Consider the following 23672-nt stretch of genomic DNA (forward strand, 5'->3'; position numbering starts at 1 on the left):
CTCTCCGGGAATGGGCAAGCGCAGGGAACGTCTGATGAGGAAGGGCGAATGACGGGAAACAGCAGGGTAGGTGGCGCCGGCATCTTGATAGGCGTGGCCATGGCGATGAGCTTCGCCTCGATAGCGATGGCGGCGCCAGAGCAGGCAGCCGTCTGGAACGGCAAGGTGGCACCCTTGGCGACGCCGTGGACGGCCGAGGTGTCGCCCCGCAACGCGTTGCCCGAGTACCCGCGCCCGCAGCTGGCGCGCCCGTCCCTGGAGCATCCGCAATGGATGAGCCTCAACGGGCTGTGGCAATACGCGCCGGATGGCGGGCAGGGCAAGCCGCCGTTCGGCCAGACGCTGAAGGGGCAGGTGCTGGTGCCGTATCCGATCGAGTCGGTGCTCTCGGGCGTGCAAAAGCATGCGGACTTCATGTTCTACCGCCGGCTGGTGGATATCCCGGCTGCCTTCACCGCGCATGGCCAGCACGTGCGACTGAATTTCGGCGCGGTGGACCACGACGCCACGGTATACGTCAACGGCACGCAGGTGGCACGCCATGCCGGCGGCTATACGTCCTTCAGCGCAGACATCACGCCGGCGCTTCGCCCTCACGGCCCGCAGGAGATCATCGTTGCCGTGCATGCACCGGTGGACGGCGCCAACGTGATGGTCGGCAAGCAGCGTCTGAAACCCGAAGGCATCTTCTACACCGCGGCCTCGGGGATCTGGCAATCGGTGTGGCTGGAACCGGTGCCGGCCACCAGCCTGGCGCAACTGAACTTCACCCCGGCACGCAGCCGAGACGCCTTCACCGTCACTTCGAAGCTGGACGGTCGCGGCGAGGGCGCCACGCTGCATGTCACCGCCTACGCGGATGGCAAGGCGGTGGGCGAGGCGAGCGGACCGGCCGGCCAACCGCTGCATCTGGCCATCGCGCATCCGCGCCTGTGGAGCCCGAAGGATCCGTTCCTGTACACCTTCAAGGCCACGCTCATGCAGGGCGATCAACGCGACGAGGTGACCAGCTATGCCGGCCTGCGCACCATCGCCGTCGAGAAGGTCGGCGGGCGTAACCGCATCGTGCTGAACGGCAAGCCGACCTTCTTGCTGGCCACGCTGGACCAGGGCTACTGGCCGGATGGCATCTACACCGCGCCCACCGACGCGGCGCTCAAGTTCGACATACAGAAGACCAAGGACCTGGGCTTCAACACCATCCGCAAGCACATCAAGGTGGAGCCGGCGCGTTGGTATTACTGGGCCGACCGCATCGGCCTGATGGTATGGCAGGACATGCCGGCGCTGCCGACCGGGCGCAACGACAAGCTCAGCGCCGCCGACAAGGCCAGCTTCCGCGCCGACGTCTCGGCCATCGTCGACCAGCTTGCGGGCGAAACCTCGATCATCGGCTGGATCCCGTTCAACGAGGGCTGGGGCCAGTGGAGCATTCCGGCCGCCGCCGAGCTGGCCGCGCAGATCAAGCAACTCGACCCTTCGCGCCTGGTCGATGCGCGCAGCGGCGCCAACTGCTGCGACACCAAGGGCGATCCGCACGCCGGCGACGTCTATGACGTGCATGAGTACCAGGGCCCCGGCCTGCCCAGCCCGGATGCGGAACGCGCCGCCATCGACGGCGAGCACGGCGGCCTGACCCTGGATATTCCCGGCCATATCTGGCCCAACACGCCGATCAACCCCTACGGCGCAGTGAAGGACCGCGCAGCGTTGACCGCCGGCTACGTCGCCAATACCACGGTGCTGCGCGACCAAGGCGTGGCCAAGGGCATGTCCGGAAGCGTCTACACCCAGATCACCGATGTCGAGGGCGAGCACAACGGCCTGTTCACCTACGACCGCAAGATCGAGAAGGTGGACGAAGCCAAGGTCCGCGCGATCAATGAGGCGACGACACGCGCAGGCGGGCAACCCTGAGGCCGGCGCGTGGCGGTTCGATGAGGTTACCGATCATCCGATAGCTCGCGCGCCGTACACGACGGCATCTCATGCCGGACCTTCATGTTGCGGGCCGCACTCGACTAAAGGTGGACGCCGGGCATGGTGATTACGTCTCTTTGCTTAGGCGGTCGCGAACGCCTGCTTTCCGGAAGCCCTGTCTTCAGCGATGAGTGCTGGTAGGGAGCGAACAACGTGCCGGTTTGAGTGGATCACCCTTGCCGGTTGGTGCTCACCTTCGATCGAGTAGAAAAAGCCTGACGTGCGGCATCGCCGGGCGTGCCATCGAAGCGGGCGCGTGCAGCATGGATGTCGCCATGGCAACGATCCGCCCAATCGATGAGGCCAGCCATCGGTTCCAGCAACGAGTGGCCCAGCGGGGCCAACCGATATTCAACGCCCGGCGGCTTGGTCGGGAAGACATGGCGGGTGATCAGTCCATCGCGCTCCAGATCGCGCAAGGTCTGGGTGAGCATGCGCTTGGAAATGTCATTGACAGCGCGGTGAAGCTCGCTGAAGCGGTGCGGTCGCATCGCGAGAGCCATGATCATGAGCATGCTCCATTTGTCGCCGATACGGTCGAGCACGTCGCGCACTGGGCAGTGGACGGACTGGGACTCGCCCAACGGATATCGGCTGAATCTTTCGATTGCCCTCGATGCGTTGCTCATGCGGAATTCCTCGAGATCGCTGGTTACAAAAAACTGCCTCCTTACAGCGCGCGGCAGCGGTCTCTATAGTAGACCTACCCCAAGCAACACGTCTCCCGCCCACCGAGTCTCCGTGTCCCCATCTGTTCCCGCCCGCTTTCTCGTCACTGGCTCCGGCATACAGGCGGATCGCGCTCGGAGCGGCCTCGCCGTCTGACGATTGAGCAGGGTTATGGCTTTGGATCACACATACCTCTAACGCTATCGGTAGGAATTCCTGCCTGTTAGTTGGCCCTTACTCACGTACAGAAATCCGAAAGATTCAGGAGAACGCTCATGTTTTTAGTGATGGGAATTACGGGAAAAGTTGGCGGCGCGACGGCAAGACATCTGCTGGCGCAAGGCAAGAAGGTGCGCGCGCTGGTCCGAGACCCCGCGAAGGCGGCAAGCTGGGCGGAGCAGGGCGTCGAACTGGTCGCCGGAGACTGGAACGATGCGGCCGCCATCCAGCGGGCGCTCGAGAGCGTCGACGGCGCGTTTCTCATGTTGCCTCCCATCTGGGCCCCCGGGCCGAATTTCAAGGAAGCCAAGGGTGTCATCGCGAACTATGTCGAGGCGCTCACCAAGGCGCCGGTGCCGCGGGTCGTCGCGCTTTCGTCGATGGGCGCGAACCGAACCAGCGGGATGGGACTGATCACGGCTCTGTCGCTTCTGGAGCAGGGCTTTCGCAACCTGACATTGCCGATCGCCTACGTGCGAGCCGGCGGTTTTTATGAAAACTTCCTTTACGGCTTGCACGTCGCCCAGGGTGGCGCGCTGCCCGTCTTCTACAACCCGACAAATCGGAAATCGACCATGGTCGCCACTGACGACATCGGTGCCGAGATCGCAACGCTTCTGAGCGGACCGGCATGGTCGGGGCATCGGGCCATCGAACTCGGATCGATGGTGAGCGCGGATGAAGTCGCGGCGCAATTGGGTGAAGTGATGAAGCTCGACGTTAAAGCCGTTGCCGTGCCGCGGGCCGATTGGCCGGGTGCATTCGAGCAGTTCGGCATTCCGAAAGGCCAGTCTGGCCCGGCCGAAGCGATGTATGAGGCCGTCAACGCGGGAGGGATGGACCTCGGCATCGAAGGTACAGAGCACGTCCCAGGTGCGACATCTGCCCGCGATGTCTTCGCGGCGGCGCAGAAGGCCGCTACAGCATAGGTCCGCGGATCAGCCGTCGATGCGGCTTTCGGAGTCTACCCCGAAGGTCGCGTCCCATCGGCAGCAAACTCATCATCTGAGGTCGTGCCAATGTCCAGAATCTCCTGGCGCCAAGTTTTACCCTTGGCTCTTGCCGCTTTCTTCGTCGTGGGTTCACTCAGCAACATCTTCGCCCCGGAATCCATCTACCAGGAATACCTGAAGTGGGGGTATCCGCGCTGGTTCCATTTCGTGACCGGGTCACTGGAACTCACTACTGCCATTCTGCTTTTCCGGGCACCGAGTCGCCTGTTAGGTTCGGCGCTCGGCTGCACCGTCATGCTTGCCGCTCTCGCGACCGTCATCCTTCACGGCGAGTACGGGCACGCTGTGCCGCCACTCGTCGCGGCGACATTGGCACTTGTGGTCGGCTGGATGAGTTGGCGCAAGCGGGTGGCGCCACCAGCGATCGATCAGTACAGCCGGCACCCGGACATATAGATCGTGGCGGTCTTCAACCAGACTGCCCGGGACGCGATGGCGATGCCCAACAACTCGGTATACGCAGCAAGCAAGGCGGCGCTCCGATCCATGGGGCGAACGTTCGCAGGTGCCGCGCTCTTCCTTGCTTCGGCTGACTCGGCATATGTAACAGGTGTCGATCTATCTGTTGATGGTGGGGTTATGGCCCTCGGCTTCGTATAGACGATTGGACGAGCAAGTATCCACCGGCAGGCCGGTGACCGTCCCTTCCTGGCCGATCAGCGACTGTTGGTCGCCGTGTGAAAGCTGCCCGAAGGTAGGATCGTTTGAAATCACAATTCCTTGGTCCCACCCAGCACTGCAACCCGAGATGGAAGGCCATGCAGAGAATCGTGACTGGCGCGAAGCCACATCGTGTCGCACATCCCGCTCGGGCACCGGTTGTGCTGGCGATCGCCTTATTGATGTTGGCTGGATCGTCTTGGCCGAACACGACGCTCGCCTCCACCGGGCCCATGGCCGTTGCACCCCTGGCGTCGCTTCCTCCACCTCGCGACCAACCGTTCCACGGTGCAATGACTTTGGCCGTCACCGCCACGGACACGGATCACCAGATCTTCGTCATGCACGAGACGATCCCGGTGCAGCACCCGGGCGACATGGTCCTGCTTTATCCCCAGTGGGAGACGGGCAGCCATGCACCGACTGTATCGGCGATCGAACTCACCGGACTGGTCGTGCACATCGATGGGCATCGAACGGCTTGGCATCGTGATCCGACCCATAGTCATTCCTTCCGCATCAATGTGCCGAACGGCGCGCAAACGATTGCCCTCGATTTCCAGTTTCTTGCCCCGCAGCGTGCCGCACTGTTGCGGACTGACATGGTTGACGTGCAGTGGCAGCGATTGCTGCTTTATCCCGCGGGCTGGTATGTGCGCGATATCCCGGTGGATGCCTCGGTCACGCTGGCGCCAGGCATGCAGGTCTTTACTGCGCTCACGACCGGACGCCATGACGGCCCCCTGTTTACCTTCTCGCGCACCACGCTGGACAAGCTGGTCGACGCACCAGTCTATGCGGGTCGCTACCGGCGCCAATTCATGCTTTCGACGGAAACGGCTGCGCCGGTCCGGCTCGACGTGCTCGCCGACGCGCCATCGGACCTCGTGGTCGCCCAGAGCGATCTATCCAAACTCAGGTTGCTCGTTGCACAAACCCTCAAGGTCTTCGGAGCCGCTCCGTACCGCCACTACGATGCGTTGCTGTCGCTGAGCGATGAATTGTCGCCAGGGGGCGGCATCGAACACCTCGAGGAGGGCGAGAACAACATGCCGGCCGACTATTTCACCGACAGCGCTGCCCAGCTCAACAACAAGGACCTGATCGCACACGAACTGGTGCATGCCTGGAATGGCCGCAGCCGTCAGCCTGCGGGCCTGTGGTCAGCCGATTTCAATACGCCCGTCGACGGCAGCCTGCTCTGGGTTTATGAAGGGCAAACGGAGTTCTGGGGGCGCGTACTCGCTGCCCGCGCCGGCTTGCGCTCGCGCCAGCAGATTCTGGACAAGCTGGCCCTCGATGCGGCGCTCGTCGCCCATCGCCGGGGCAGGGCCTGGAAAACCCTTGCGGACAGCGCGAATGACGCTTCCTACATGGCCGGGCATCACGTGGCGTGGCGCGATTGGCAGCGCCGGGAGGACTACTACCCCGAAGGCGTGTTGTTGTGGCTCGACGTGGACGCGCGCCTGCGCCAGTTGAGCCACGGCAAGCGCAGCCTCGACGACTTCGCCCAGCGCTTTTTTTCGGCCAGGGGGGAGCAAGGCGTCATTTCCACGTATACCTTCCAGGACATCTGCGCTGTGCTCAACGCCGTCGCGGCGAACGACTGGACCAACTTTCTGCAACGCCATCTTGACACCCACGACGATGCCGAGGCGACGGCCGGGCTGGCGCGTGCAGGCTGGCAGCTTGTCTACACCGACACGCCAAGCGAAACGTTTCGCCAGGATGAAGCGGATGCCGGCGTCAGCAATCTCGACTATTCGATCGGGCTTCAGGTACAGCCGGACGGCGTGGCCAGCTCGGTCGTATGGGAAGGCCCGGCGTTCAGGGCCGGCATCGCTCCCGGCACCAGGATCAAGGCCGTCGATGGCAATCCTTTCTCCCTAGCCGCCATCAACGCTGCCGTGAAGCGAGCCGGAGATGTGCCGATAACGCTCACTTTCATTAATGATGGTCGAATCCGGACGGCTTCGTTGACCTATCGGGGAACCCTGCACTATCCCTCGCTGCAGCGCATTCCCGGCACGCCCGATCGACTTTCCAGTTTGCTCGATGCGCGCTGAGCCAGCGGGTAGGTTGAGTCGACGGCGATCGACATCCAGGTCTGTTTCTGCGACCCATCGAGTTGAACGTGAAGGCGATCGGCGAAGACATGCCGGGCAGGGGAGTTCTCCGGTTTTGATTGCGGCACGTTCACTCGTGTGAACCCAAGCCGCTTGTGGTTCTGGCGTCGGCAATGCCGGCAAAGCCACTGGCCTCCACCTGCCTCTTCACAGAGTCTCCGCCTTCGCTGCGCAGAAGCAGCTGCCGATTCTACAAATCACTGATGCATTTGATGGCGCAGTTGGTGACATTGGTACATGCCTAGATGCCGGACTGGCGCAGTCCATCTGCCGCTTGTGGTCAGACCTAGCTACGGGAGTCACAACCGTTGTGGATACTGGGGATATTTGAGCGCAGCAGTTGCAACATGCGGATGATTGTCCGCGCCATTTGAGTAGAGGTAGCGCGTTGGTTGAGGATAAATCGGTACGTGCAACAGGACCTAGCTACGGGAGTCAAAACCCCCAGGGGAGATCAGCCAGAGGCACCGGCGCACCTTCTGTAATTTCGCATAATGTATAAACGCCAGCGGCAAAAATGCTAAGTTCTCGCCTGCCGTATGGACGTCTAGACGGCTAAACAGGTAGATCATTGCGAACCCGGCTGCGGCTTGCGCAAGTCGAAGCCACACCTTTCTGACAGCGGGGGATCGGGCGCGTTCCGCTTCGATTAGGGGTAGCCACTGGCGTAGCGGCTCGCCGATGGCGCTGCACATTTTTTCTACACTGTCGGCTTCCGGGTGGCCCTTCGCGCCACGCCATAGGCTTACCGTCGAACGGCTTAGCCCGAGCTTGATTGCAACGGCGTTGTCTGACGCTAGCGAGCACGATTCACGGTACTTGTCAAGCAATTTAATTGTTGCGTTCACGTCGAGTACTCCTTGACATGCGGTGTCGAGGACTACTATACATGCGCCCCATGTCGAGCGGTTCTCGACGTGACAGGGGCTTCAAATGTACGTTCTCGCCGCAATCCCGTTCCTCCTCGCGCTGTTCTGGCTCGTAGTCGTGGTTTACCGGCTCGCCAAGCTCAATGCTCGTCTACGGTCGAATTTGGCCGGTTGCACTGGCTACCCGATTTCCCCGAGTTTCCGCCGCCCTGCGACCGCACATCGCTTGGCTTTGTCGTCTGTTCCCCTGCGGTACGGCAAGGGCAGGGCGGCGGAACGTTCCATGGTCTGTCCGGGGCTGCCGCTGTGAGCGGGTCGATGGATGTGCTGGCTAAGATTCGAGCGGCCTGCGACAGCGACGCTCTGTCGTATGACGTGCACGCCGCCGTGGCGGAGCTGATCGAAATCAGCGCGCAAATCGCTGCATACAACGGAGCGAGTAGCGGCCTCACCCCTTACCACGTACCCCTTGTGAAATGGGAGCGGTGGCGCGCCGCCCTCGCCAACGTCGGGAGCGTGGTATGAGGCACACCCAGCCTATGACCGCTGAGGAACAGCGGATTGACCAGGCCATGCGCAAAGAGCATCGGTCGCACGCGCAACAGGACGCGGCGCTGTCTGCGTTCCGGTTGGCTCAATTGGTCGCTGCTCAACGCGCGCCGATGTTGGAACGCGCGGCTGATCTGATGCTCGGTGCACGGGCATGAGTACCGTCACAGTCGATCAGGTTGTGCAGGTTATTCGTGCATTGTGGCTCGCCGGCCTCGTCGGTTCCTTCTGCGCTTGCTACTTCGGTGCGTTGGTCGGCGCGCTATCCGGTCGTGGCGTTCTCCTTTTCCTTCGTCGCCGCTGCCGCACCTGGCGGCGCTGGTCGCGTGCGTATGACCGCACGGTGTGGGGGTCGTGATGCAAGTCGTTCTGTCTCTCCTGGCTGTCTACGTGTTCTTCCTCGGCTTGCGTGAGTTCGGGCGCCAAGTGACGCGCGTGGTTTTGTGGATCGCGCATCGGGGCGAGCAGTGACCGCGCGCCAGTCCACGACCGTCGAAGCTGACGCGGGCATGGTCTATGCCGAGGGCATGCGAAATGGCATTCGGACGGCCATATCGATGATCTGCAAAGCGGGCGGTGAAGTGCCGCTTTCGCTGCGTCGCGAGCTGACGAAGTGGGACGCACATTCGATCCATCGTGAATGGCTCGCCCAGCAGGGCAGGCCGGTGCCGTTCGCTCAATCCGAACAGTCGTATTCCTTCATTCATCTGGCCCTTCAACGGGTCGGTTTGGAGTGTCCTCATGTTGACGGGTGAAACCGGGCCGGTGTTGATGGCCGAGACCAGTCGTGTTCTGGCGTGTCTGCGCGCGCTGAGTGATCGCGCCGAGTCGCATGGTCAGCAGGCGTTGCATTTCGTGCTGTCGATTACGGCTGACTCGCTGGCGGACAACCTCGAAACCGCTGCGGACATGGCTGGTTCCGATGAATAGGCTTTATCTCGGCAAGTACCCGCCGCTTGGGTACCCGGCGCCTCGTGATCCGCCTGCTGGCATGGGTGTCGAAGCGTTCGATCTGTACCCGGCAGGCTTCGCCAACGGTGCGATTTGCAATGACGGCGTGTTTCACATGCTCGATGCCGCTGACGCGCTCGACGTGCGTCATACGCGCCTGTATTGGGCTACCCGCAACCAGCAGGACGCCGCGATCAGTGCGCCGTTTCTGGATATCGCCCGGAGTAAATGGCATGGGTGATATTTGCCAGTTCAGCAGGGCCAGCGCCTCCGCGGAGCGAAGCGACGCGGAGCCGCTGGCCCTGGGGTTTATCACTAATGCAACAAGTGACACGAAGGGGAACGTAGGGCAGGAAAAGCGGCCGCTTCGCGAACGGTTGGTAGTGAACCGGGAAGCATCGCGCATTAAGCGTATGAAGACCGCTGTTGGTCACGCTGCCCGCTTGCTGCATTTCGACGCGCATACCGAACGCAATGCGGGCCTGTGGAACAAGAAATTCATCACGCTGACCTATGCGGACGTTGACGGCTGGGAACCGGGGCATTTTTCAGCGTTTCGGAAAGCCATGCGTGAGTGGTGCGCTCGACGTCGTGTCCGTCTGCGTTACGTGTGGGTTGCTGAGCTTCAGAAGCGAGGCGCGCTGCATTACCACGTCGTGGTGTGGCTCCCGAAAGGCAAGTTCCTGCCGCACGCCGATGCGCAGGGTTGGTGGCCGCACGGTATGACCAACATCGTTACGGCTCAGTCGCCGATTGGCTACATCACGAAGTACGCCAGCAAGACGACGGCGGATCAGGCGCGGAATTACCCGCGTGGTGCGCGGATGTGTGGTCACGGCGGTTTGCAGCCAGAAGGGCGGCGGCACGTTCGCTATTGGCAGGCGCCGATGTGGGTACGCGACGCACTGACGGGCCGGGCGGACATTCGCAAGGTGTCGGGCGGGTACATGGACAAATTCACGGGGGAGTTCTTGCCGTCTCCGTGGCGCGTGGTGGTGGGCGCTGGCGGGCAAGTGTGGGCTTATCGGATCGATCAACAACCAACGGAGTTAGCAGCATGAAAATCAACGTACTCAACAAAGCCGTGGAGCCGTTCGAGTCCACCTGGGAAGGCGTCACGCGCCAGCGTATCAAGCAGTGGGCGGTGCTGGAAATCGACGGTCTGCCGACTGCGTTTCAGCTCACGCTTGATCCGGGCAAGCAGCTTGCTCCGGGTGAATACACGCTCGCGCCGGAATCGTTCGCCGTCACCAATGGCCGTCTGACCATGAGCCGGGCGGTGCTGGTGCCGCTGCCGCAGATCAACAAGCCGCAGCAGGTTCCGCAGGCTTCCAAGTAATAGCCGTCTATACGGCTGAAAGGATTTGTTCTCATGGCTCAATGCGTAGTGCTTAATGCTGACGGAACCCTGACCCCGACGGGTCAGACCGTGGGCGAGTGCACGGGTTACGTGCTGGTGTCGGGGAGCGAATACGGCGTTTATCAGGTAGTCCAGGACGCTTTTTCGGCCCCGACTTCTGACCAGGCGCTGGGGTGGTTCTTCGGAGCGTGGGGCCTGGTGATGGTGATGTATCTGGCTGCGCGTTGCGTTGGGGCCGTTGTTTCGATGTTCGATGACAAATGACCAATTTTGGTCGATCAATCAAAAGGTGATTTTATGAACAAGGCAAAGACCTTGGTGGCATCCCTGCTGGCCGGTGCGGCGGTGGTTTCGGTGAACGCGTTCGCCATCGGTCCGGACTTCTCGTCCATCCTGACGGGTCTGGACAGCAGCACGGCCATCACGGCGTTGGTGGGTGCGGGTGTGATCCTCGCCGGCGTCGGCTTCGCCAAGTGGGCCACCAAGAAAGTGGCGCGCTTCTTCGGCTGATCGTGTGACACCAACGGGCGGGGGACTTCCTCGCCCGTTACTTTTTCAGCGGGATGGACGGCTATGCCAGATCAACAATTGCCACCTTGCGGTATCGGCGGTGCCTCCGTCTCGGGCGGTCCTTGCTCGGGCACGTATACGGCCAATCAGGCCGGGCAGGACGCGTTTTCTTTGATTGACAAGGCGCCGGTAATCGGCTCGCTGATCGCGGTGGCGGTGATTCTCGCGGGCGTGCTGTTCGTCGTCTTCATCGTTCGCAAAGTCGCCGGGTTCTTTGGCGGTGCGCCTGTGGGTGGCGAGCCGGGAACCATGGAATGGGACGATAATTTTTGGGCGGCGCGTGGTCGTGATGCAAATGCATCGGCGCCTGACGCGGAGTTCTCTGCGGACGCGCTAGACCCTGATGATGATGACGTTTTGGAGTTGGACTGCGAGGACGATACGCCGCTCGATGAGCAGGACGATGAACCGCTTCTCCTGGAAGCGCCCGACCCCGAAGAGAAGCCCATGTCGGAATGGACGGAAGATGAATGGGACGAATTCGAGTGGGCTGAGGAACGTCGCCGCGAAGATGGGGGCCGGTTGTGATCATGAATCTTTTTTGCGGGTTCCTCGGTGCGCTTTGTGCTTGGGCGGCAGCTGCGGGATTCAACCATGACTAGTCGTTTTGCGGGTTTACGTTTTGCGTTCGCGCTGCTTATTTGTCTTGCGGGTTGCCTTTCGTTTCCTCGTACCGCTTCGGCTGCTGATCGGGCTGGTGCTGCTGCATCGTGCGCCGCATATCTTCCGACGTTGACCGCTTATCCTACTAAGCGCTGCGAAGACCGTGGTTTGCAGGCGAACGGATCAGGCCTATATGTGGCTGTTGCGTGTCAAGCGTCGGGGGCATGTCACGACGCGACCGGCTTTCCGTATGTTTATGTCCCGCCTAACGGTTGCACTGCTGGCCAGATTGTTGCTCCTGGTACGAATTACACGCAATCCTCGCTGACGGGTGAGGCGTGTACGTCCGGCACGACACAATGCGAGATGTCCTTTGTTCTGGGCGGACCTAATTCGGGCGCGCAAATGCTTACCGGCAATTCTTGCCCGGCCCAAGGTACGCCTAAGCTCGGTGTGGTTCCTGCGAAAGCGACCGAGACGGTAAATGCGGACGGCTCTAAAACCTTCTGTGATCCGATCAGCGGCAAGTGTGTTACGTCCAGTCCAGGTCCCGTTTTAGCTCCTGCTTCTTCTTCGTCCAGTGCTAATAACTCGACCAACACGGCAAGCACTACGCACAATCCGGCATCGTCCAGCAGCAGCACGACGACCAGCACCAGCACGACGACGACCACGGGCGATGGTTCCGGCACGGGGTCGGGCAATTCGACCGGCGTAACGACGGGCACTTCCTCCACGCGTACCGACACGCCGGCTTCGGCATCCTCGACCGCCACCAAGTGCACGGGCGGTGCCTGCGATGTGGGGAATGCGGACGGAAATATGGGCCAGATGTACACGCCGGGCACGGACACTCCGGCGAGTGTGTATGGCGACTTCAAGGCCCAGGTGTCTGCCTCTCCCATCATGTCGTCTGCGTCCGGTTTCTTCAGCGCGTCGGGGATCGGCGGCGCATGCCCTACGTGGCACATTCCTGGCAACAAGTACTGGGGGCAGGCCGGGTTCAGTTTCGATTTCTTCTGTGCGGACGGGATGCTGGCGCTGTTGGCGCTCGCTGGTTACATGGTGCTTGCCGTGGGGGCGTTCAGTGCGTTCCGTATTGCGATCTATTGAGGTATCCGTGTTCGTCGTGCTGCTGGGTCTGTTTGGCCTGGGCGCTGTGACGTACGCGCCTGCGGCCCGGGCTGATGGCACGATCCCTACGGGCTGCTCGCTGGTGTCCGGCGTGATCGTCTGCTCTGACGGTTCCATTGGTTCCAACGGTTCGACCTGCGTCACGGTGAAGGGCAGCACCCAGCAGACTTGCTTGACGGGTTCCGGCACGCTGACGACGGCGCCGCTTGGCTCGCTCGGTCGTGGCTTTGGCAAGGTTACCGGGATGCCCGCGCAGACTACGGGGACCGGCTGGCTGTCGCGTATTACGGGTTGGTTGTCGTACGCGTTCAATACCTTCTTCGCCGCGATTGCGCAGTTCTTCAAGGACCTGGTGACGTATGCCTTTGCGTCCGTGCTTGGCGTGGTGGCGCTGGCGATTGCGTCGATCCCTGTTCCTGACTGGATTGCCAATAACTCCATGGGCAACCTTCTTGGGCAGGCCGGTCCTATCGCGGGGTTCTTCATGGCCAAGTTGCAAATTCCTGCCGCGCTGGCGCTGATCGGGGCGGGCTACGCCTTCCGGCTGCTGCGCAAGTTCCTGACCCTTTTCCAGTGGTGATCCTGTGATTGTTTTCAATGAGGGAATTCCGCGCTCGGGCAAGTCGTATGACGTGATGAAAAATCACATTCTTCCGGCTCTAACGGCGGGCCGGACGGTCTACGCGCGGCTCAATGGCCTGGACGAAGCGGACAAGCGGCAAGCGATTGCCGACTATCTGAAGATGGACACGGCGACGTTGGATGAGCGCCTGGTGCACCTCACAAGCAAAGAGGTGCGCGGCAAGTTTTTGGCCGTCCAGAATGAGGACGGCGATTGGAAGATTCCGCCGCACTTGCAGGACTCGTTGTGCGTGATCGATGAGTGCCATGGCTTCTACGTTGCGAGTCGTGAGGCGATCAATCCGGCGATTGAAGAATTCTTCGCGTTGATCGGCCAGAACGGCGGCGACGTGGTGTTGATGACCCAGTTTTACAAGCGCCTTCATTCGTCGGTGCGTGGTCGGATCGAGCGCAAGAACAGTTTCCAGAAGCTGACGGCGGTCGGCATGGATGGCAAGTACAACGTCACGCGGTATCACTCGCTCGCGCCTGAGAAGTTCGAAAAAATCGGTGTTGAAACGTTCTCCTACGATCCGGCGATTTTTCCGCTTTATCGGGGGTATGCAAAGGGTTCAAGCAACGTTTCGGTTTACAAGGCTGGCGGCACTACGGTCTGGCGCAAGATTTTCAAGTACGCCATTTTTGTTGTTCCCTTGGTCGCGTTGGCTGTCTACCAGTTCACATCGTTTTTTGGGCCTGACTCGGGGCTGGCGAAGTCGGCGCCGCCTGCGCCTGTGTCACGCTCGCCTGCTGTCGCTTCCCTGGATACCGGGCAGGTGTTGCCGCATGCGGGTGCGTCGGTGGAGGCGTTGGCGCACAAGTCGCACGCCGAGTTGAAAGACGGGCAGGCGTACGTGTTCGACCTGTCGGACAAAGCGCGCGCGCGGCTGGCCGGTACGGTCACCATGCCGGGCCGTCCGGTGGCTGGCGTGGTGGAGTGGCGCCAGGATGCCGGTGCGGTCCTCGACCGTCTGACGCTCGATCAGTTGCGCGAGCTGGGCGTCTCGGTGTCGGTGCATGGCTACGGCGTTACGTTGTCGGCGGGCAAGTCTTCGATGGTGGTCACGGCATGGCCGCTGGACGTGCCTGCCGTGCCTCCTGCTGGCGATCCGGTGGCGCAGGTGGATCAGGGGCGGGGTAGTACTGTCGCGCAGGCGCCTGAGTCCACCCAGTGGCATAAACGGGCTATCCCTGACGTGTACACGCCTCCCGAACTCGTTCAGGGTCCGGGTGCAAGTAGCTGGGCTGGTAGATAGCGGGCAGGTGTCGTCTTGGCCAGCTCTTTGGCCCAACGGGCCGAGCGCGGGAGCGCGTCTCTAAGGGCAGGGGAGTAGTCCATCTGGAATGTGTGGCCAATCCTGCCCGCACTTCCTCGCCAGTGATCCCGCAGGTACAAACCTTTTCCCGCTAAACCTGCTTTTCAGTGCTTTGGCTGACCGATGACAGTCACCCGCAAAGCGCTGCGCGATGTCGCCTGCCGTGCTTGTCTGTGCGTGCGGTATGCTGCCGGTGTGGATGGTCGATTCGGGGGAATCATGCGGGCAGGGACGTATTACGCCATTGCGGCGGTGTTGGTGCTGGCCACGTTGCCAATGTATCGCTACATCTTTCAGCATGCCCGCGAGCTTGATACGCCGGTTTCTTCCGCTGTTGCCATTGTGCAAGCCCCTGCGGTCGTTCTGGCGGCTCGCTCCGCGCCTCCTTCGTCCGGTCCGCCGCTCATGCCCGGCGAGGAGTGCCACGGCGGCTTTGTGTTCCTGGTCGATGGTTCTTCGTACCGGCAGGCCGTGGGGGTCGGTGGCCGTCCTGTGCGGTGTGATTCTCGGGGTCTTCTGCTGAAGTAGATCGGGCGGTCCGGTTCGTGCGGCTCGCCCGATCTGTCAGAACAGTTTTAGTTGCCGTTGGCTGATTTCTTGCGATGACCATTCGTGCATGCGGATATCGTGTGCCAGTACATGCTGGGCGATCCGTCCGCGTCTCATGGTTCCACCTGGCGGAATCAACCATTGCTGCCTGATTCGCCAGCCTGACCATTTGCCTGTCAGGTCGGCGTTTCCTTCGATCAGGTCACGTCGCCACTGTAGGACGTGTTTCAGCGGCAGGTGCTGGCCGTTCGGCATCAGCAGGGCGTCGCCATCCAGACGCCAGTTCTTAACGCTCCAAAATCCGCGCATGTCTTTCTTTTTCCTTGGATTCCCATGCGGCATATGCCGCGAGGGCAAGGATAAGCGCAATTGCTAATTTCGCATAATGTATATTATGTAAAATTACAGAACCTGATGAAGAACACGACCAAACGCCGCCCCGTACGCCGCTGGTACATCTCCCCCGCGGACTTTCTTGAATTGCGCCACAGTTGCGCCCTGAGCCGCAAGGCCTGCGCCGCGTACCTCGGAGTTTCGCTGCATACGGTGCGGCATTGGGAAACCGGTCGCCACCGTGTGCCATGGTCTACCGTACGGCTGCTGCGCCTGTTGCGTTGTGGCGACCTAGGTGCATACCGGGCTTGATTTGGGCGCGGCGACAGCCATCTTCATGCAGACTGAAACGAACCAAGGGAGGCCCGACATGTCCCGCTACGCCAGAAACCCCGATGCATTGTCGCGTCTCAGCCCCGAGCAGCATCGGGTGACCCAGCAGAACGGCACGGAACGTCCCGGCACCGGCGAATACCTGCACAACAAGGAACCGGGCATTTACGTCGACATCGTGTCGGGTGAGCCGTTGTTTGCCTCATCCGACAAATTCGAATCGGGCTGCGGCTGGCCGAGCTTCACCCGGCCGATCGAGCCGGCCCACATCAACGAACGGCGCGACGCCTCGCACGGCATGATCCGCACCGAGGTGCGCTCAATGCATGGCGACAGCCATCTCGGCCACGTTTTCCCCGATGGCCCGGCCGATCGCGGCGGATTGCGCTACTGCATCAACTCGGCCTCGTTGCGCTTCGTCCATCGCGACGATATGGAAGCCGAAGGCTATGGCGCCTATCTGGACCAGGTGGAGGACGTGCGATGACGACCGAACGCGCCGTCCTGGCTGGCGGCTGCTTCTGGGGCATGCAGGACCTGATTCGCCGCCAGGACGGCGTCGTCTCGACCCGCGTCGGCTACAGCGGCGGCGACGTGCCGAACGCAACCTATCGCAACCATGGCAGCCACGCGGAGGCGATCGAGATCGTGTTCGACCCCGCACGGATCAGCTATCGCGCGCTGCTGGAATTCTTCTTCCAGATCCACGACCCGTCCACGCTGAATCGCCAGGGCAACGACCGCGGCAGTTCGTATCGCTCGGCGATCTTCTACGCGTCGGAGGAGCAGAAACGAATCGCGGAGGACACCATCGCCGACGTGGATGCCTCGGGCCTGTGGCCCGGCAAGGTGGTGACCGAGGTGGCGCCCGTCGGCGATTTCTGGGAGGCCGAGCCCGAGCACCAGGACTACCTCGAACACTACCCCGACGGTTACACCTGCCACTTCATCCGGCCCGGCTGGAAACTGCCCCGCCGCCACGCCGCCGGTTGACGGCGGCAAGCCAGCGCGGGAAGGCTCAGCGGCCGAAGATGATTTCCTTGCCTTCGTGGTCGCGGTCCCAGCCGCGCAGCTGATCGCGGATGTGGGCAATGCGCTGGCGCCCGAGCGCGTTGCGCTCTTCATCGAGCACCTGACCATCCAGCAATTCGGCGAGGCGCTGCGCCGTGGGCAGCATGGCGTCCCAGGCATCCAGCGCGGGCAACGGTGCCGGCAAGGTCATGAAGAAGCTCACGCCGGGCGTGCGCAAGGCATCCAGCCGCGCCAGGTCGAAATTCCCCGGCTTGAGCATGTTGGCGACGCTGAAGATCGGTCCCAGCTCGCGTTTGCCGTCGACCAGGCGGTGGTAGATGCCCATGTCGCCGAATTCCAGGCCGGCTTTCTCGGCGGCCACGACCAGATCCGGGCCATGGAAGCGCCCTCCGTCGCGTGCCACCACGAACAGCGTGACGATGCGCTCCACCGGCAACTGGGGCGGACGCCGGCCAAGATCGGAGCGCGGCGGCGTACCGCTCGTTGCGGCAGTTGCCGGCGTCGCCGGCGCAGGCGTTTCCTCCGCCGCGGGCGGGATATCAGCGGCCGCCGGCTCGCTGGAGCTGGGTGCGCGCAAGGCGTCGATGATCGAAGCGACATGATCGGCCAGCTTGGGCTGCTGCCTTGGCTTGGCCTTGGGTGCAGCGGTCACCGGGGGCTTGGCACGTTCGCCGGACAGCGTGGCGCCCAGCCGTTCGAGTTCCTCGCGCAGGCCAATCTCCAGCTCGCCCTGCTGCGGACCTGCACCACCGCCGGTGAAGAGATCGCTCGAGACCGGATCGTCACCCGGCTCGCCCAGAGTCGGTTCGCGACGCTCGCCGGCATGCTGGTCCGACACGACCCTGCGCCTGCCCTGCTCCTTCTTTGGCTGGCCGAACAACCAGATCAGCGCGAGCACGATGACGCCGACAATCAGCAGCGGAATGCCGACGGCGGGGTTCCAGGCAAGGGCAAGCACGGGTTGCAGCGTCATCATGGGTTCCTCAGGCAGCTCCTGCCAGTTTAGCCGCTTCGGCCAGGTCCACCTGCACCAGTCGCGACACGCCCGGCTCGCGCATGGTCACGCCGCACAGTTGGGTGGCCGCTTCCATGGTGGCCTTGTTGTGGCTGATGAAGATGAACTGCACCTTTTCGCTCATCTCGCGCACCATGCTGGAGAAACGTCCCACGTTCGCTTCGTCCAGCGGCGCGTCCACCTCGTCGAGCAGGCAGAACGGCGCGGGATTGAGGCTGAAGATCGCGAACACCAGCGCTACCGCAGTCAGCGCCTTCTCGCCGCCGGACAGCAAGGTGATGTTTGACACGCGCTTGCCCGGCGGCCGCGCCATGATCGACACGCCGGTGTTGAGCAGGTCGTCGCCGGTCAGTTCCAGGTAGGCATGGCCGCCGCCGAACAGGCGCGGGAACAGCTCCTGCACGCCGGCGTTGACCTTGTCGAAGGTTTCCTTGAAGCGCTGGCGGGTCTCGCGGTCGATCTTCTTGATCGCGCCTTCCAGCGTCTCCATCGCACTGACCAGGTCGGCCAGCTGGTTGTCCAGGTAGGTCTTGCGCTCGCTCTGCTCGGCGTGTTCCTGGATCGCGGCGAGGTTCACCGGCTCGATCCGTGCGATTTTCTGGCCGATGTCGTTGAGCTGCTGGCGCCACTGGTCCGCGTCGATGTCCTCGGCCAGTTCGGCCAGCAGGGTTTCCAGTTCCAGGCCGGACGCGGCGATCGCCGCTGCCAGCTGCTCGGCGCGCAGTTGCAGCGCCTGGGCGGCGAGGCGCTTTTCGGACAGGCTCTCGCGCAGGCTGGCCAGGCCCTGCTCCGCCAGATGCCGCTGCTGTTCGAGCTTGCGGAATTCGATGTCGCAGTCTTCCAGGGCGCGACGCGCCTCGACCAGTTGCTTGTCGACCAGCAGGCGCTGGTCCAGGTAGGCCTGCCGTTCGGCCTCGAGTTCGGCGATCGGGTCGGAGCCGGCGGCGAGCTGTTCGGTGATCTCGTTGCGGCGCGCCTCGATCTGGCGCAACTGGGCGTCCATGCGGCCCAGCGCCTGTTCCAGCGAGCTCAGCGAAGAGCGCTTCGACTCCAGCGCCAAGGCCAGCGCATGCGACTGCTCGGCGGCTTCGCGCGCATTCATGCGCGCTTCCTCGCGCGCCTCAAGCAGCGTGCGGCGTTCGTTTTCCAGCTCGCGGCGCTGGTCTTCCTGGTCGCCCATCAGGCCGACCGATTCGTCCAGCCGGGCACGCGCCTCGCGGGTCTGCTTCTGCAGTTCGTCGATCTGCGTAGCCAGGTCGGCCAGCTCGCCGGTGACCTTCTCGGCGCGGGCGCGCGCAGTCTCCAGCTTGCCGCGATGGCTTTGCAACTGGCCGGCCAGTTCGGACTGGCGGCGATGCGCGTTGTACAACTCGCGCTGCGCGTCGTCGCGCGCGCGCTCGGCCTCGAACTTGCTGGTACGCAGCGCATCGAGCCGCTCGCTGGCTTCCTCCAGTTGCGCTTCCAGCGTGGCGACCTGCTCGACCAGCAGGCGCAGCTCGCGCTCGCGCGCCAACACGCCGACCTGGCTGCCCTGCGCACGGCGCACGCGCGCCCAGCCCGGACCCAGCCATTCGCCGCTGCGGGTGATCACCGACTGGTACGGCGCCAGTGCCGACAGCGCGGCCACACGCTGATGCGCTTCATCGAGGGATTCGGCGGTCAGCACATGGCCGAGGATCGCCAGCGCCGCAGCCGGCCCACGCACGTGGGCGGCCAGCGTGCCGGCGGTGTTGGCACCACCGTCGGCGGCGTCGAGCAGCGCCACGTCGGCGTTGTCCAGAGCACTGAATTCGGCGGCGAGTGCATGCGAACCATCCACCAGCACGCTGTCGAGGAAGCCGCTCAGCGCGGTTTCCACTGCGGTTTCCCAACCCGCTTCGACCTGCAGCGATTCACCGAGGCGGCGCGAGCGGTCCAGCCCCAATCGCGCCAGCCAGCTGCTGGCGGCGCTTTCTTCCTGGCCCAACGCGGCGTGCTGCAACGCCTCCAGCGAGGCGTGCCGACCGCGCGCCGCCTGCAACTGCTGACGTGCCTCGTTCAGCGCCGACTGCACCTGGCGCTCTTCCTCCAGCACTTTTTCGTGGCTGGACTTGTGCTGATCGAGCAGGCTGCCCAAGGTTTCCACGCGTTCGCGCTGGGTGTCGTGCTCGTCGATCAGCTGCTGGCCGGCAGCGTCCAGGGAGGCCACGTCGGTGGCCTTCTGCTCCGCTTCCAGCGCTTCGCGCCGGCGCGCCAGGTCGATCGCCTGGCGGTCGAGGTAGTTGAGCTTGGTGCGTTCCACCTCGGCCGCGCGGTTGGATTCGCCGGCGTTGCGGGTGTGGCTGTCCCAGCGCTGCTGCCAGTCGGCCAGTTTCGCCTCGGTGCTGCGCTGGGCTTCGGCGGTGTCGTCCTGCAACTGCTGTAGGGCTTCGAGTTTCGGTTCGCCTTCGGCCAGCGCCAGGCGCAGTGCCTCGCCCTGTTCCCGGTCGGCGGCGATGTGCGCGGCCAGTTCGGCATGCTCGCGTTCGGCGTCGCCATGGGCGCGCTGCAGCCGGTCGGCGGTTTCCTTGTTGTAGCGAACCTGCTGCTCGACCCGGGCAATCTCAGCGCCGACCTTGTACACCTCGGCCTGCACGGCATTCAGGTGCTCGCTCGCGTCGGTGTGGCGTTCGCGCACGCTTTCCAGCTGGGCCTCGATCTGGCGCTGGCCGGCCAACTGCTTCTCGATCTCGATCTCGGCGGCGGACAGGCCTTCGCCCTCGCCGTCGTGCTGGCTCTTCAGGCCGCGGTACTCCAGCGCGCGCAGCTCGGCTTCCTTGCGCGTCTGCTCTTCCTTCAAGGCCTTCCAGCGCTCGGCGGCGCGGGCCTGGCGGTTCAGATGTTCGAGCTGCTTGTCCACCTCGTCGCGCACGTCGCGCACGCGGTCGAGATTCTCGCGGGTGGCCTTGATGCGGCTCTCGGTCTCCTTGCGGCGCTCCTTGTACTTGGAGATGCCGGCGGCCTCCTCCAGGTGCGTGCGCAGCTCTTCCGGGTGCGCCTCGATGATCTGGCTGATCATGCCCTGCTCGATGATCGAGTAGCTGCGCGGGCCCAGGCCGGTGCCGAGGAACAGGTCGGTGATGTCGCGCCGACGGCAGCGCGCGCCGTTGAGGAAGTAGGCGGACTGGCCGTCGCGGGTGACCTGGCGCTTCACCGAGATCTCGGCGTACTGGCCGTACTCGCCCTGGATCGAGCCGTCGGCGTTGTCGAAGATCAGCTCGACCGTGGCCTGCCCCACCGGCTTGCGCGTGTTGGAGCCGGAGAAGATCACGTCGGTCAGCGAATCGCCGCGCAGACGGCTGGCCGCGCTCTCGCCCATCACCCAGCGGATCGCATCGATGATGTTGGATTTGCCGCAGCCGTTCGGGCCGACGACGCCGATCATGTTGCTCGGCAAGTGCAGGGTGGTCGGGTCCACGAAGGACTTGAAACCGGCGAGTTTGATCGTGGTCAGGCGCATGCGGTCATCAATGGGTCATCGGTAATGCCCGCGCGGCCGGGCGACAAGGCACTGTGCCAAACGCGGGGCGGCGCTGCAATGCATTCCTGTGTGCTGTACTACTTGAATAATGCAATTTATATTATTGTTATCTATTGAAATTTTACTTTGCGTCGATCGACAGGGCATGGATGCCGTTGTCCATCAGCCCGTCGAGTGCCGCATAGATCATCCGGTGACGCTTGATCGGCGACTGGCCGGCAAAGGCGGCGCTGACGATGCGCACGTGGAAGTGGCCCTTGCCCTCCCCCGCGTGGCCGGCGTGCTTGTGGCCCTCGTCCAGCACCTCCAGCTCGGTCGGCGCGAACGCGGCCTGCAGGCGTTCGCGGATCTGGGCGATGACGGGTTGCCCCGTGTTCACGGCAGCACTTTGCGAAACGGCTTGACGGTGGTTTCGCGGTAGACGCCGGCGGCGAGGTACGGATCGGCCTTGGCCCAAGCCTGCGCTTCGGCCAGCGAGGGGAACTCGGCCACGATCAGGCTGCCGGTGAAACCCGCCGGGCCCGGATCCTCCGCGTCGATCGCGGGGAACGGGCCGGCCAGCAGCATGCGGCCCTCGTCCTGCAACTGCTGCAAGCGGGCCATGTGCGCCGGCCGCGCAGATTTTCGCGCTTCCAGCGAAGGGGTGTTGTCGGTGCCGATGATCGCGTACCACATGATTCAGGCCTCCGGGCGCATGTAGGGGAACAGCAGCACGTCGCGGATCGAGGCCGAACCGGTCAGCAGCATCACCAGGCGGTCGATGCCGATGCCAAGGCCGCCGGTAGGCGGCAGGCCCACTTCCAGCGCGCGGATGTAGTCGGCGTCGAAGTGCATCGCCTCGTCGTCGCCGGCGTCCTTGGCGTCGACCTGGGCCTGGAAGCGTGCGGCCTGGTCTTCCGGGTCGTTCAACTCGGAGAAGCCGTTGGCCAGTTCCTTGCCGTTGACGAACAGCTCGAAGCGGTCGGTGATGCCCTTGTCGGCATCGCTCTCGCGCGCCAGCGGCGACACCTCGACCGGATGGTCGGTGATGAAGGTGGGCTGGACCAGGGTGTGCTCGACGGTCTTCTCGAAGATCTCCAGCAACAGCTTGCCCCACCCGTAACCGGGCTTGACCTGCGCGCCGAGACGCCTGGCGTGCACGGCCATCGCCTCGCGATCGCGCAGTTCCTCGCGCCGGATCTCGGGGTTGTGCTCCAGCACGGCGTCTTCCATGCGCCAGCGGCGGAACGCCGGGCCGAGGTCGATCGCGGCACCGTCCCATTCCAGCTGCGTGGTACCCAGCACGGCCTGCGCCGTGTCGCGGATCACCGCCTCGGTGAGATCCATGATCTCGTGGTAGGTCGCGTAGGCCTGGTACAGCTCCAGCATGGTGAACTCGGGATTGTGCCGGGTCGACACGCCCTCGTTGCGGAAGTTGCGGTTGATTTCGTAGACGCGGTCGAAGCCGCCGACGACCAGACGCTTGAGATAAAGCTCCGGCGCCACGCGCAGGTACAGGTCCAGATCCAGCGCGTTGTGATGGGTGACGAAAGGCTTGGCCGTGGCGCCACCGGGGATGATGTGCATCATCGGCGTCTCCACTTCCATGAAGCGTCGTGCAGGCGCTTCCAGCCATTGGCGCATGTAGCCGATGATCTTCGAGCGCAGCATGAAGGTGCGGCGCGCTTCCTCGGTGACGATCAGGTCGACGTAGCGCTGGCGGTAGCGCTGCTCCACGTCGGCCAGGCCGTGGAACTTGTCCGGCAGCGGGCGCAGGCTCTTGGTCAGCAGGCGCAGGTTGTCGACCCGGACGGAAAGCTCGCCGGTCTTGGTCCGCATCAGCACGCCTTCGGCGCCCACGATGTCGCCCACGTCCCAGCCCTTGAACGCCTCGTAGGCTTCGCCGACGGTGCCCTGGTGGATGAACAGCTGGATGCGTCCGCTGAAATCCTGCAGTTGCACGAAGCTGACCTTGCCCTGCACGCGTTTCAACACGATGCGCCCGGCCACCTTCACCCGGCGCGCGGCGGCCTCGACGGCTTCGGCCGTATGCACGTCCCTGTCGGCGAACTCGGCCTGCAGGTCGCCGGCAAAGCTGTCGACCTTGAAGTCATTCGGGAATGCGATGCCCTGCCCGCGCAGCGCCTTCAGTTTCTCGCGGCGCTCGGCGACCAGCCGATTGACGTCAGGCTTGTTCTCGTCGATGGGAGGGGTGTCGGTCATTTCACTCATGGGGATCCCAATGCTGCCTGCGCTCGCGCCGGTCGGCGGACGCCTCTTCGTCTATCGTCT

General features: G+C 63.3%; 28 protein-coding genes. 20 read left to right on the forward strand and 8 right to left on the reverse strand.

From position 1 onward, the window contains the following. Nucleotides 1–48: 48 nt before the first annotated feature. Nucleotides 49–1917, forward strand: a complete 1869-nt coding sequence (locus ABIE04_RS00665) for a glycoside hydrolase family 2 protein (RefSeq protein ID WP_354546675.1) — start codon at nucleotides 49–51, stop codon at nucleotides 1915–1917. Between the two features lie 233 nt (nucleotides 1918–2150). Here the strand turns inward: ABIE04_RS00665 and ABIE04_RS00670 are convergent, their stop codons facing one another. Beyond that, the gene (locus tag ABIE04_RS00670; RefSeq protein ID WP_354546676.1) at nucleotides 2151–2609 is read right to left on the reverse strand and encodes a winged helix-turn-helix transcriptional regulator; all 459 of its coding nucleotides are present in this window, start codon (nucleotides 2607–2609) and stop codon (nucleotides 2151–2153) included. A 315-nt stretch (nucleotides 2610–2924) separates the two neighbouring features. Here ABIE04_RS00670 and ABIE04_RS00675 point away from each other — a divergent pair, with 315 nt between their 5' ends. The 12 genes from ABIE04_RS00675 (at nucleotide 2925) to ABIE04_RS00730 (ending at nucleotide 11494) form a co-directional block, all read left to right on the forward strand. Beyond that, nucleotides 2925–3797, forward strand: a complete 873-nt coding sequence (locus tag ABIE04_RS00675; protein ID WP_354546677.1) for an NmrA family NAD(P)-binding protein — start codon at nucleotides 2925–2927, stop codon at nucleotides 3795–3797. A 90-nt stretch (nucleotides 3798–3887) separates the two neighbouring features. Then, nucleotides 3888–4277 carry a DoxX family protein gene (locus ABIE04_RS00680; RefSeq protein ID WP_354546678.1) on the forward strand — a complete coding sequence of 130 codons (390 nt, stop codon included), beginning with the start codon at nucleotides 3888–3890 and terminating at the stop codon, nucleotides 4275–4277. 362 nt (nucleotides 4278–4639) lie between these two features. Further along, complete coding sequence (locus ABIE04_RS00685; RefSeq protein WP_354546679.1) at nucleotides 4640–6607, forward strand: M61 family metallopeptidase; 1968 nt, start codon at nucleotides 4640–4642, stop codon at nucleotides 6605–6607. A 1450-nt stretch (nucleotides 6608–8057) separates the two neighbouring features. Continuing rightward, a complete protein-coding gene (locus ABIE04_RS00690; RefSeq protein WP_354546680.1) occupies nucleotides 8058–8243 on the forward strand; it encodes a hypothetical protein in 186 nt (61 codons plus the stop codon). Nucleotides 8244–8552: 309 nt separating this feature from the next. Further along, nucleotides 8553–8840, forward strand: coding sequence for a hypothetical protein (locus tag ABIE04_RS00695; protein ID WP_354546681.1), 288 nt, complete (start codon nucleotides 8553–8555; stop codon nucleotides 8838–8840). Beyond that, nucleotides 8827–9015: a hypothetical protein gene (locus tag ABIE04_RS00700; RefSeq protein ID WP_354546682.1), complete on the forward strand. Its 189-nt coding sequence runs from the start codon at nucleotides 8827–8829 to the stop codon at nucleotides 9013–9015. The genes ABIE04_RS00695 and ABIE04_RS00700 overlap by 14 nt, the downstream gene beginning before the upstream one ends. Next, a complete protein-coding gene (locus tag ABIE04_RS00705; RefSeq protein ID WP_354546683.1) occupies nucleotides 9008–9277 on the forward strand; it encodes a hypothetical protein in 270 nt (89 codons plus the stop codon). The genes ABIE04_RS00700 and ABIE04_RS00705 overlap by 8 nt, the downstream gene beginning before the upstream one ends. After that, on the forward strand, nucleotides 9270–10097 hold the full coding sequence (locus ABIE04_RS00710) for a rolling circle replication-associated protein (protein WP_354546684.1): 828 nt from the start codon (nucleotides 9270–9272) through the stop codon (nucleotides 10095–10097). The genes ABIE04_RS00705 and ABIE04_RS00710 overlap by 8 nt, the downstream gene beginning before the upstream one ends. Continuing rightward, nucleotides 10094–10375 carry a hypothetical protein gene (locus ABIE04_RS00715; RefSeq protein ID WP_354546685.1) on the forward strand — a complete coding sequence of 94 codons (282 nt, stop codon included), beginning with the start codon at nucleotides 10094–10096 and terminating at the stop codon, nucleotides 10373–10375. Before ABIE04_RS00710 ends, ABIE04_RS00715 begins: the two co-directional genes overlap by 4 nt. Before the next feature lie 33 nt (nucleotides 10376–10408). Beyond that, nucleotides 10409–10660: a hypothetical protein gene (locus ABIE04_RS00720; RefSeq protein WP_354546686.1), complete on the forward strand. Its 252-nt coding sequence runs from the start codon at nucleotides 10409–10411 to the stop codon at nucleotides 10658–10660. A gap of 33 nt (nucleotides 10661–10693) precedes the next feature. After that, the gene (locus ABIE04_RS17740) at nucleotides 10694–10906 is read left to right on the forward strand and encodes a hypothetical protein (RefSeq protein ID WP_436410346.1); all 213 of its coding nucleotides are present in this window, start codon (nucleotides 10694–10696) and stop codon (nucleotides 10904–10906) included. Between the two features lie 63 nt (nucleotides 10907–10969). Beyond that, nucleotides 10970–11494 (forward strand): hypothetical protein, encoded by a 525-nt coding sequence (locus ABIE04_RS00730; protein ID WP_354546687.1) that lies wholly within the window; start codon nucleotides 10970–10972, stop codon nucleotides 11492–11494. 383 nt (nucleotides 11495–11877) lie between these two features. Here ABIE04_RS00730 and ABIE04_RS00735 read toward each other — a convergent pair whose 3' ends face one another. Next, nucleotides 11878–12354 (reverse strand): hypothetical protein, encoded by a 477-nt coding sequence (locus ABIE04_RS00735; RefSeq protein ID WP_354546688.1) that lies wholly within the window; start codon nucleotides 12352–12354, stop codon nucleotides 11878–11880. Between the two features lie 37 nt (nucleotides 12355–12391). Between ABIE04_RS00735 and ABIE04_RS00740 the strand changes: the two genes are divergently transcribed. The 4 genes from ABIE04_RS00740 to ABIE04_RS00755 all read left to right on the forward strand — a co-directional run bounded on the left by ABIE04_RS00740 (nucleotide 12392) and on the right by ABIE04_RS00755 (nucleotide 15168). Further along, entirely contained in the window at nucleotides 12392–12682 is a 291-nt protein-coding gene (locus ABIE04_RS00740; RefSeq protein WP_354546689.1) for a hypothetical protein, read from the forward strand. Nucleotides 12683–12689: 7 nt separating this feature from the next. Then, nucleotides 12690–13283 (forward strand): hypothetical protein, encoded by a 594-nt coding sequence (locus tag ABIE04_RS00745; protein ID WP_354546690.1) that lies wholly within the window; start codon nucleotides 12690–12692, stop codon nucleotides 13281–13283. A 4-nt stretch (nucleotides 13284–13287) separates the two neighbouring features. Further along, nucleotides 13288–14580 carry a zonular occludens toxin domain-containing protein gene (locus ABIE04_RS00750; RefSeq protein ID WP_354546691.1) on the forward strand — a complete coding sequence of 431 codons (1293 nt, stop codon included), beginning with the start codon at nucleotides 13288–13290 and terminating at the stop codon, nucleotides 14578–14580. 183 nt (nucleotides 14581–14763) lie between these two features. Next, nucleotides 14764–15168, forward strand: a complete 405-nt coding sequence (locus tag ABIE04_RS00755) for a hypothetical protein (protein WP_354546692.1) — start codon at nucleotides 14764–14766, stop codon at nucleotides 15166–15168. Between the two features lie 36 nt (nucleotides 15169–15204). Here ABIE04_RS00755 and ABIE04_RS00760 read toward each other — a convergent pair whose 3' ends face one another. Further along, complete coding sequence (locus tag ABIE04_RS00760) at nucleotides 15205–15498, reverse strand: hypothetical protein (RefSeq protein ID WP_354546693.1); 294 nt, start codon at nucleotides 15496–15498, stop codon at nucleotides 15205–15207. Between the two features lie 105 nt (nucleotides 15499–15603). On the opposite strand from ABIE04_RS00760, the gene ABIE04_RS00765 reads away from it, so the two are divergent. Genes ABIE04_RS00765 through msrA form a run of 3 tightly spaced genes read left to right on the forward strand, consistent with a single transcriptional unit; the run spans nucleotide 15604 to nucleotide 16848 of the window. Further along, nucleotides 15604–15834: a helix-turn-helix domain-containing protein gene (locus tag ABIE04_RS00765; RefSeq protein ID WP_354546694.1), complete on the forward strand. Its 231-nt coding sequence runs from the start codon at nucleotides 15604–15606 to the stop codon at nucleotides 15832–15834. A gap of 58 nt (nucleotides 15835–15892) precedes the next feature. Next, a complete protein-coding gene (gene msrB, locus ABIE04_RS00770; RefSeq protein ID WP_354549734.1) occupies nucleotides 15893–16342 on the forward strand; it encodes a peptide-methionine (R)-S-oxide reductase MsrB in 450 nt (149 codons plus the stop codon). Continuing rightward, nucleotides 16339–16848 carry a peptide-methionine (S)-S-oxide reductase MsrA gene (msrA, locus tag ABIE04_RS00775; RefSeq protein WP_354546695.1) on the forward strand — a complete coding sequence of 170 codons (510 nt, stop codon included), beginning with the start codon at nucleotides 16339–16341 and terminating at the stop codon, nucleotides 16846–16848. Before msrB ends, msrA begins: the two co-directional genes overlap by 4 nt. Before the next feature lie 25 nt (nucleotides 16849–16873). Here the strand turns inward: msrA and zipA are convergent, their stop codons facing one another. The 5 genes from zipA to lysS form a co-directional block, all read right to left on the reverse strand. Next, nucleotides 16874–17860, reverse strand: a complete 987-nt coding sequence (gene zipA / locus ABIE04_RS00780; RefSeq protein WP_354546696.1) for a cell division protein ZipA — start codon at nucleotides 17858–17860, stop codon at nucleotides 16874–16876. Between the two features lie 10 nt (nucleotides 17861–17870). Continuing rightward, nucleotides 17871–21380, reverse strand: a complete 3510-nt coding sequence (smc, locus tag ABIE04_RS00785; RefSeq protein ID WP_354546697.1) for a chromosome segregation protein SMC — start codon at nucleotides 21378–21380, stop codon at nucleotides 17871–17873. A gap of 142 nt (nucleotides 21381–21522) precedes the next feature. Then, a complete protein-coding gene (locus tag ABIE04_RS00790; protein ID WP_354546698.1) occupies nucleotides 21523–21780 on the reverse strand; it encodes a BolA family protein in 258 nt (85 codons plus the stop codon). Beyond that, nucleotides 21777–22076, reverse strand: coding sequence for a YciI family protein (locus tag ABIE04_RS00795; protein ID WP_354546699.1), 300 nt, complete (start codon nucleotides 22074–22076; stop codon nucleotides 21777–21779). The genes ABIE04_RS00790 and ABIE04_RS00795 overlap by 4 nt, the downstream gene beginning before the upstream one ends. Nucleotides 22077–22079: 3 nt before the next feature. Continuing rightward, on the reverse strand, nucleotides 22080–23603 hold the full coding sequence (gene lysS, locus ABIE04_RS00800) for a lysine--tRNA ligase (RefSeq protein ID WP_354546700.1): 1524 nt from the start codon (nucleotides 23601–23603) through the stop codon (nucleotides 22080–22082). Nucleotides 23604–23672 lie beyond the last annotated feature (69 nt).

This window comes from Rhodanobacter soli (assembly GCF_040548735.1).
Classification (GTDB): Bacteria; Pseudomonadota; Gammaproteobacteria; order Xanthomonadales; family Rhodanobacteraceae; genus Rhodanobacter; species Rhodanobacter soli_A.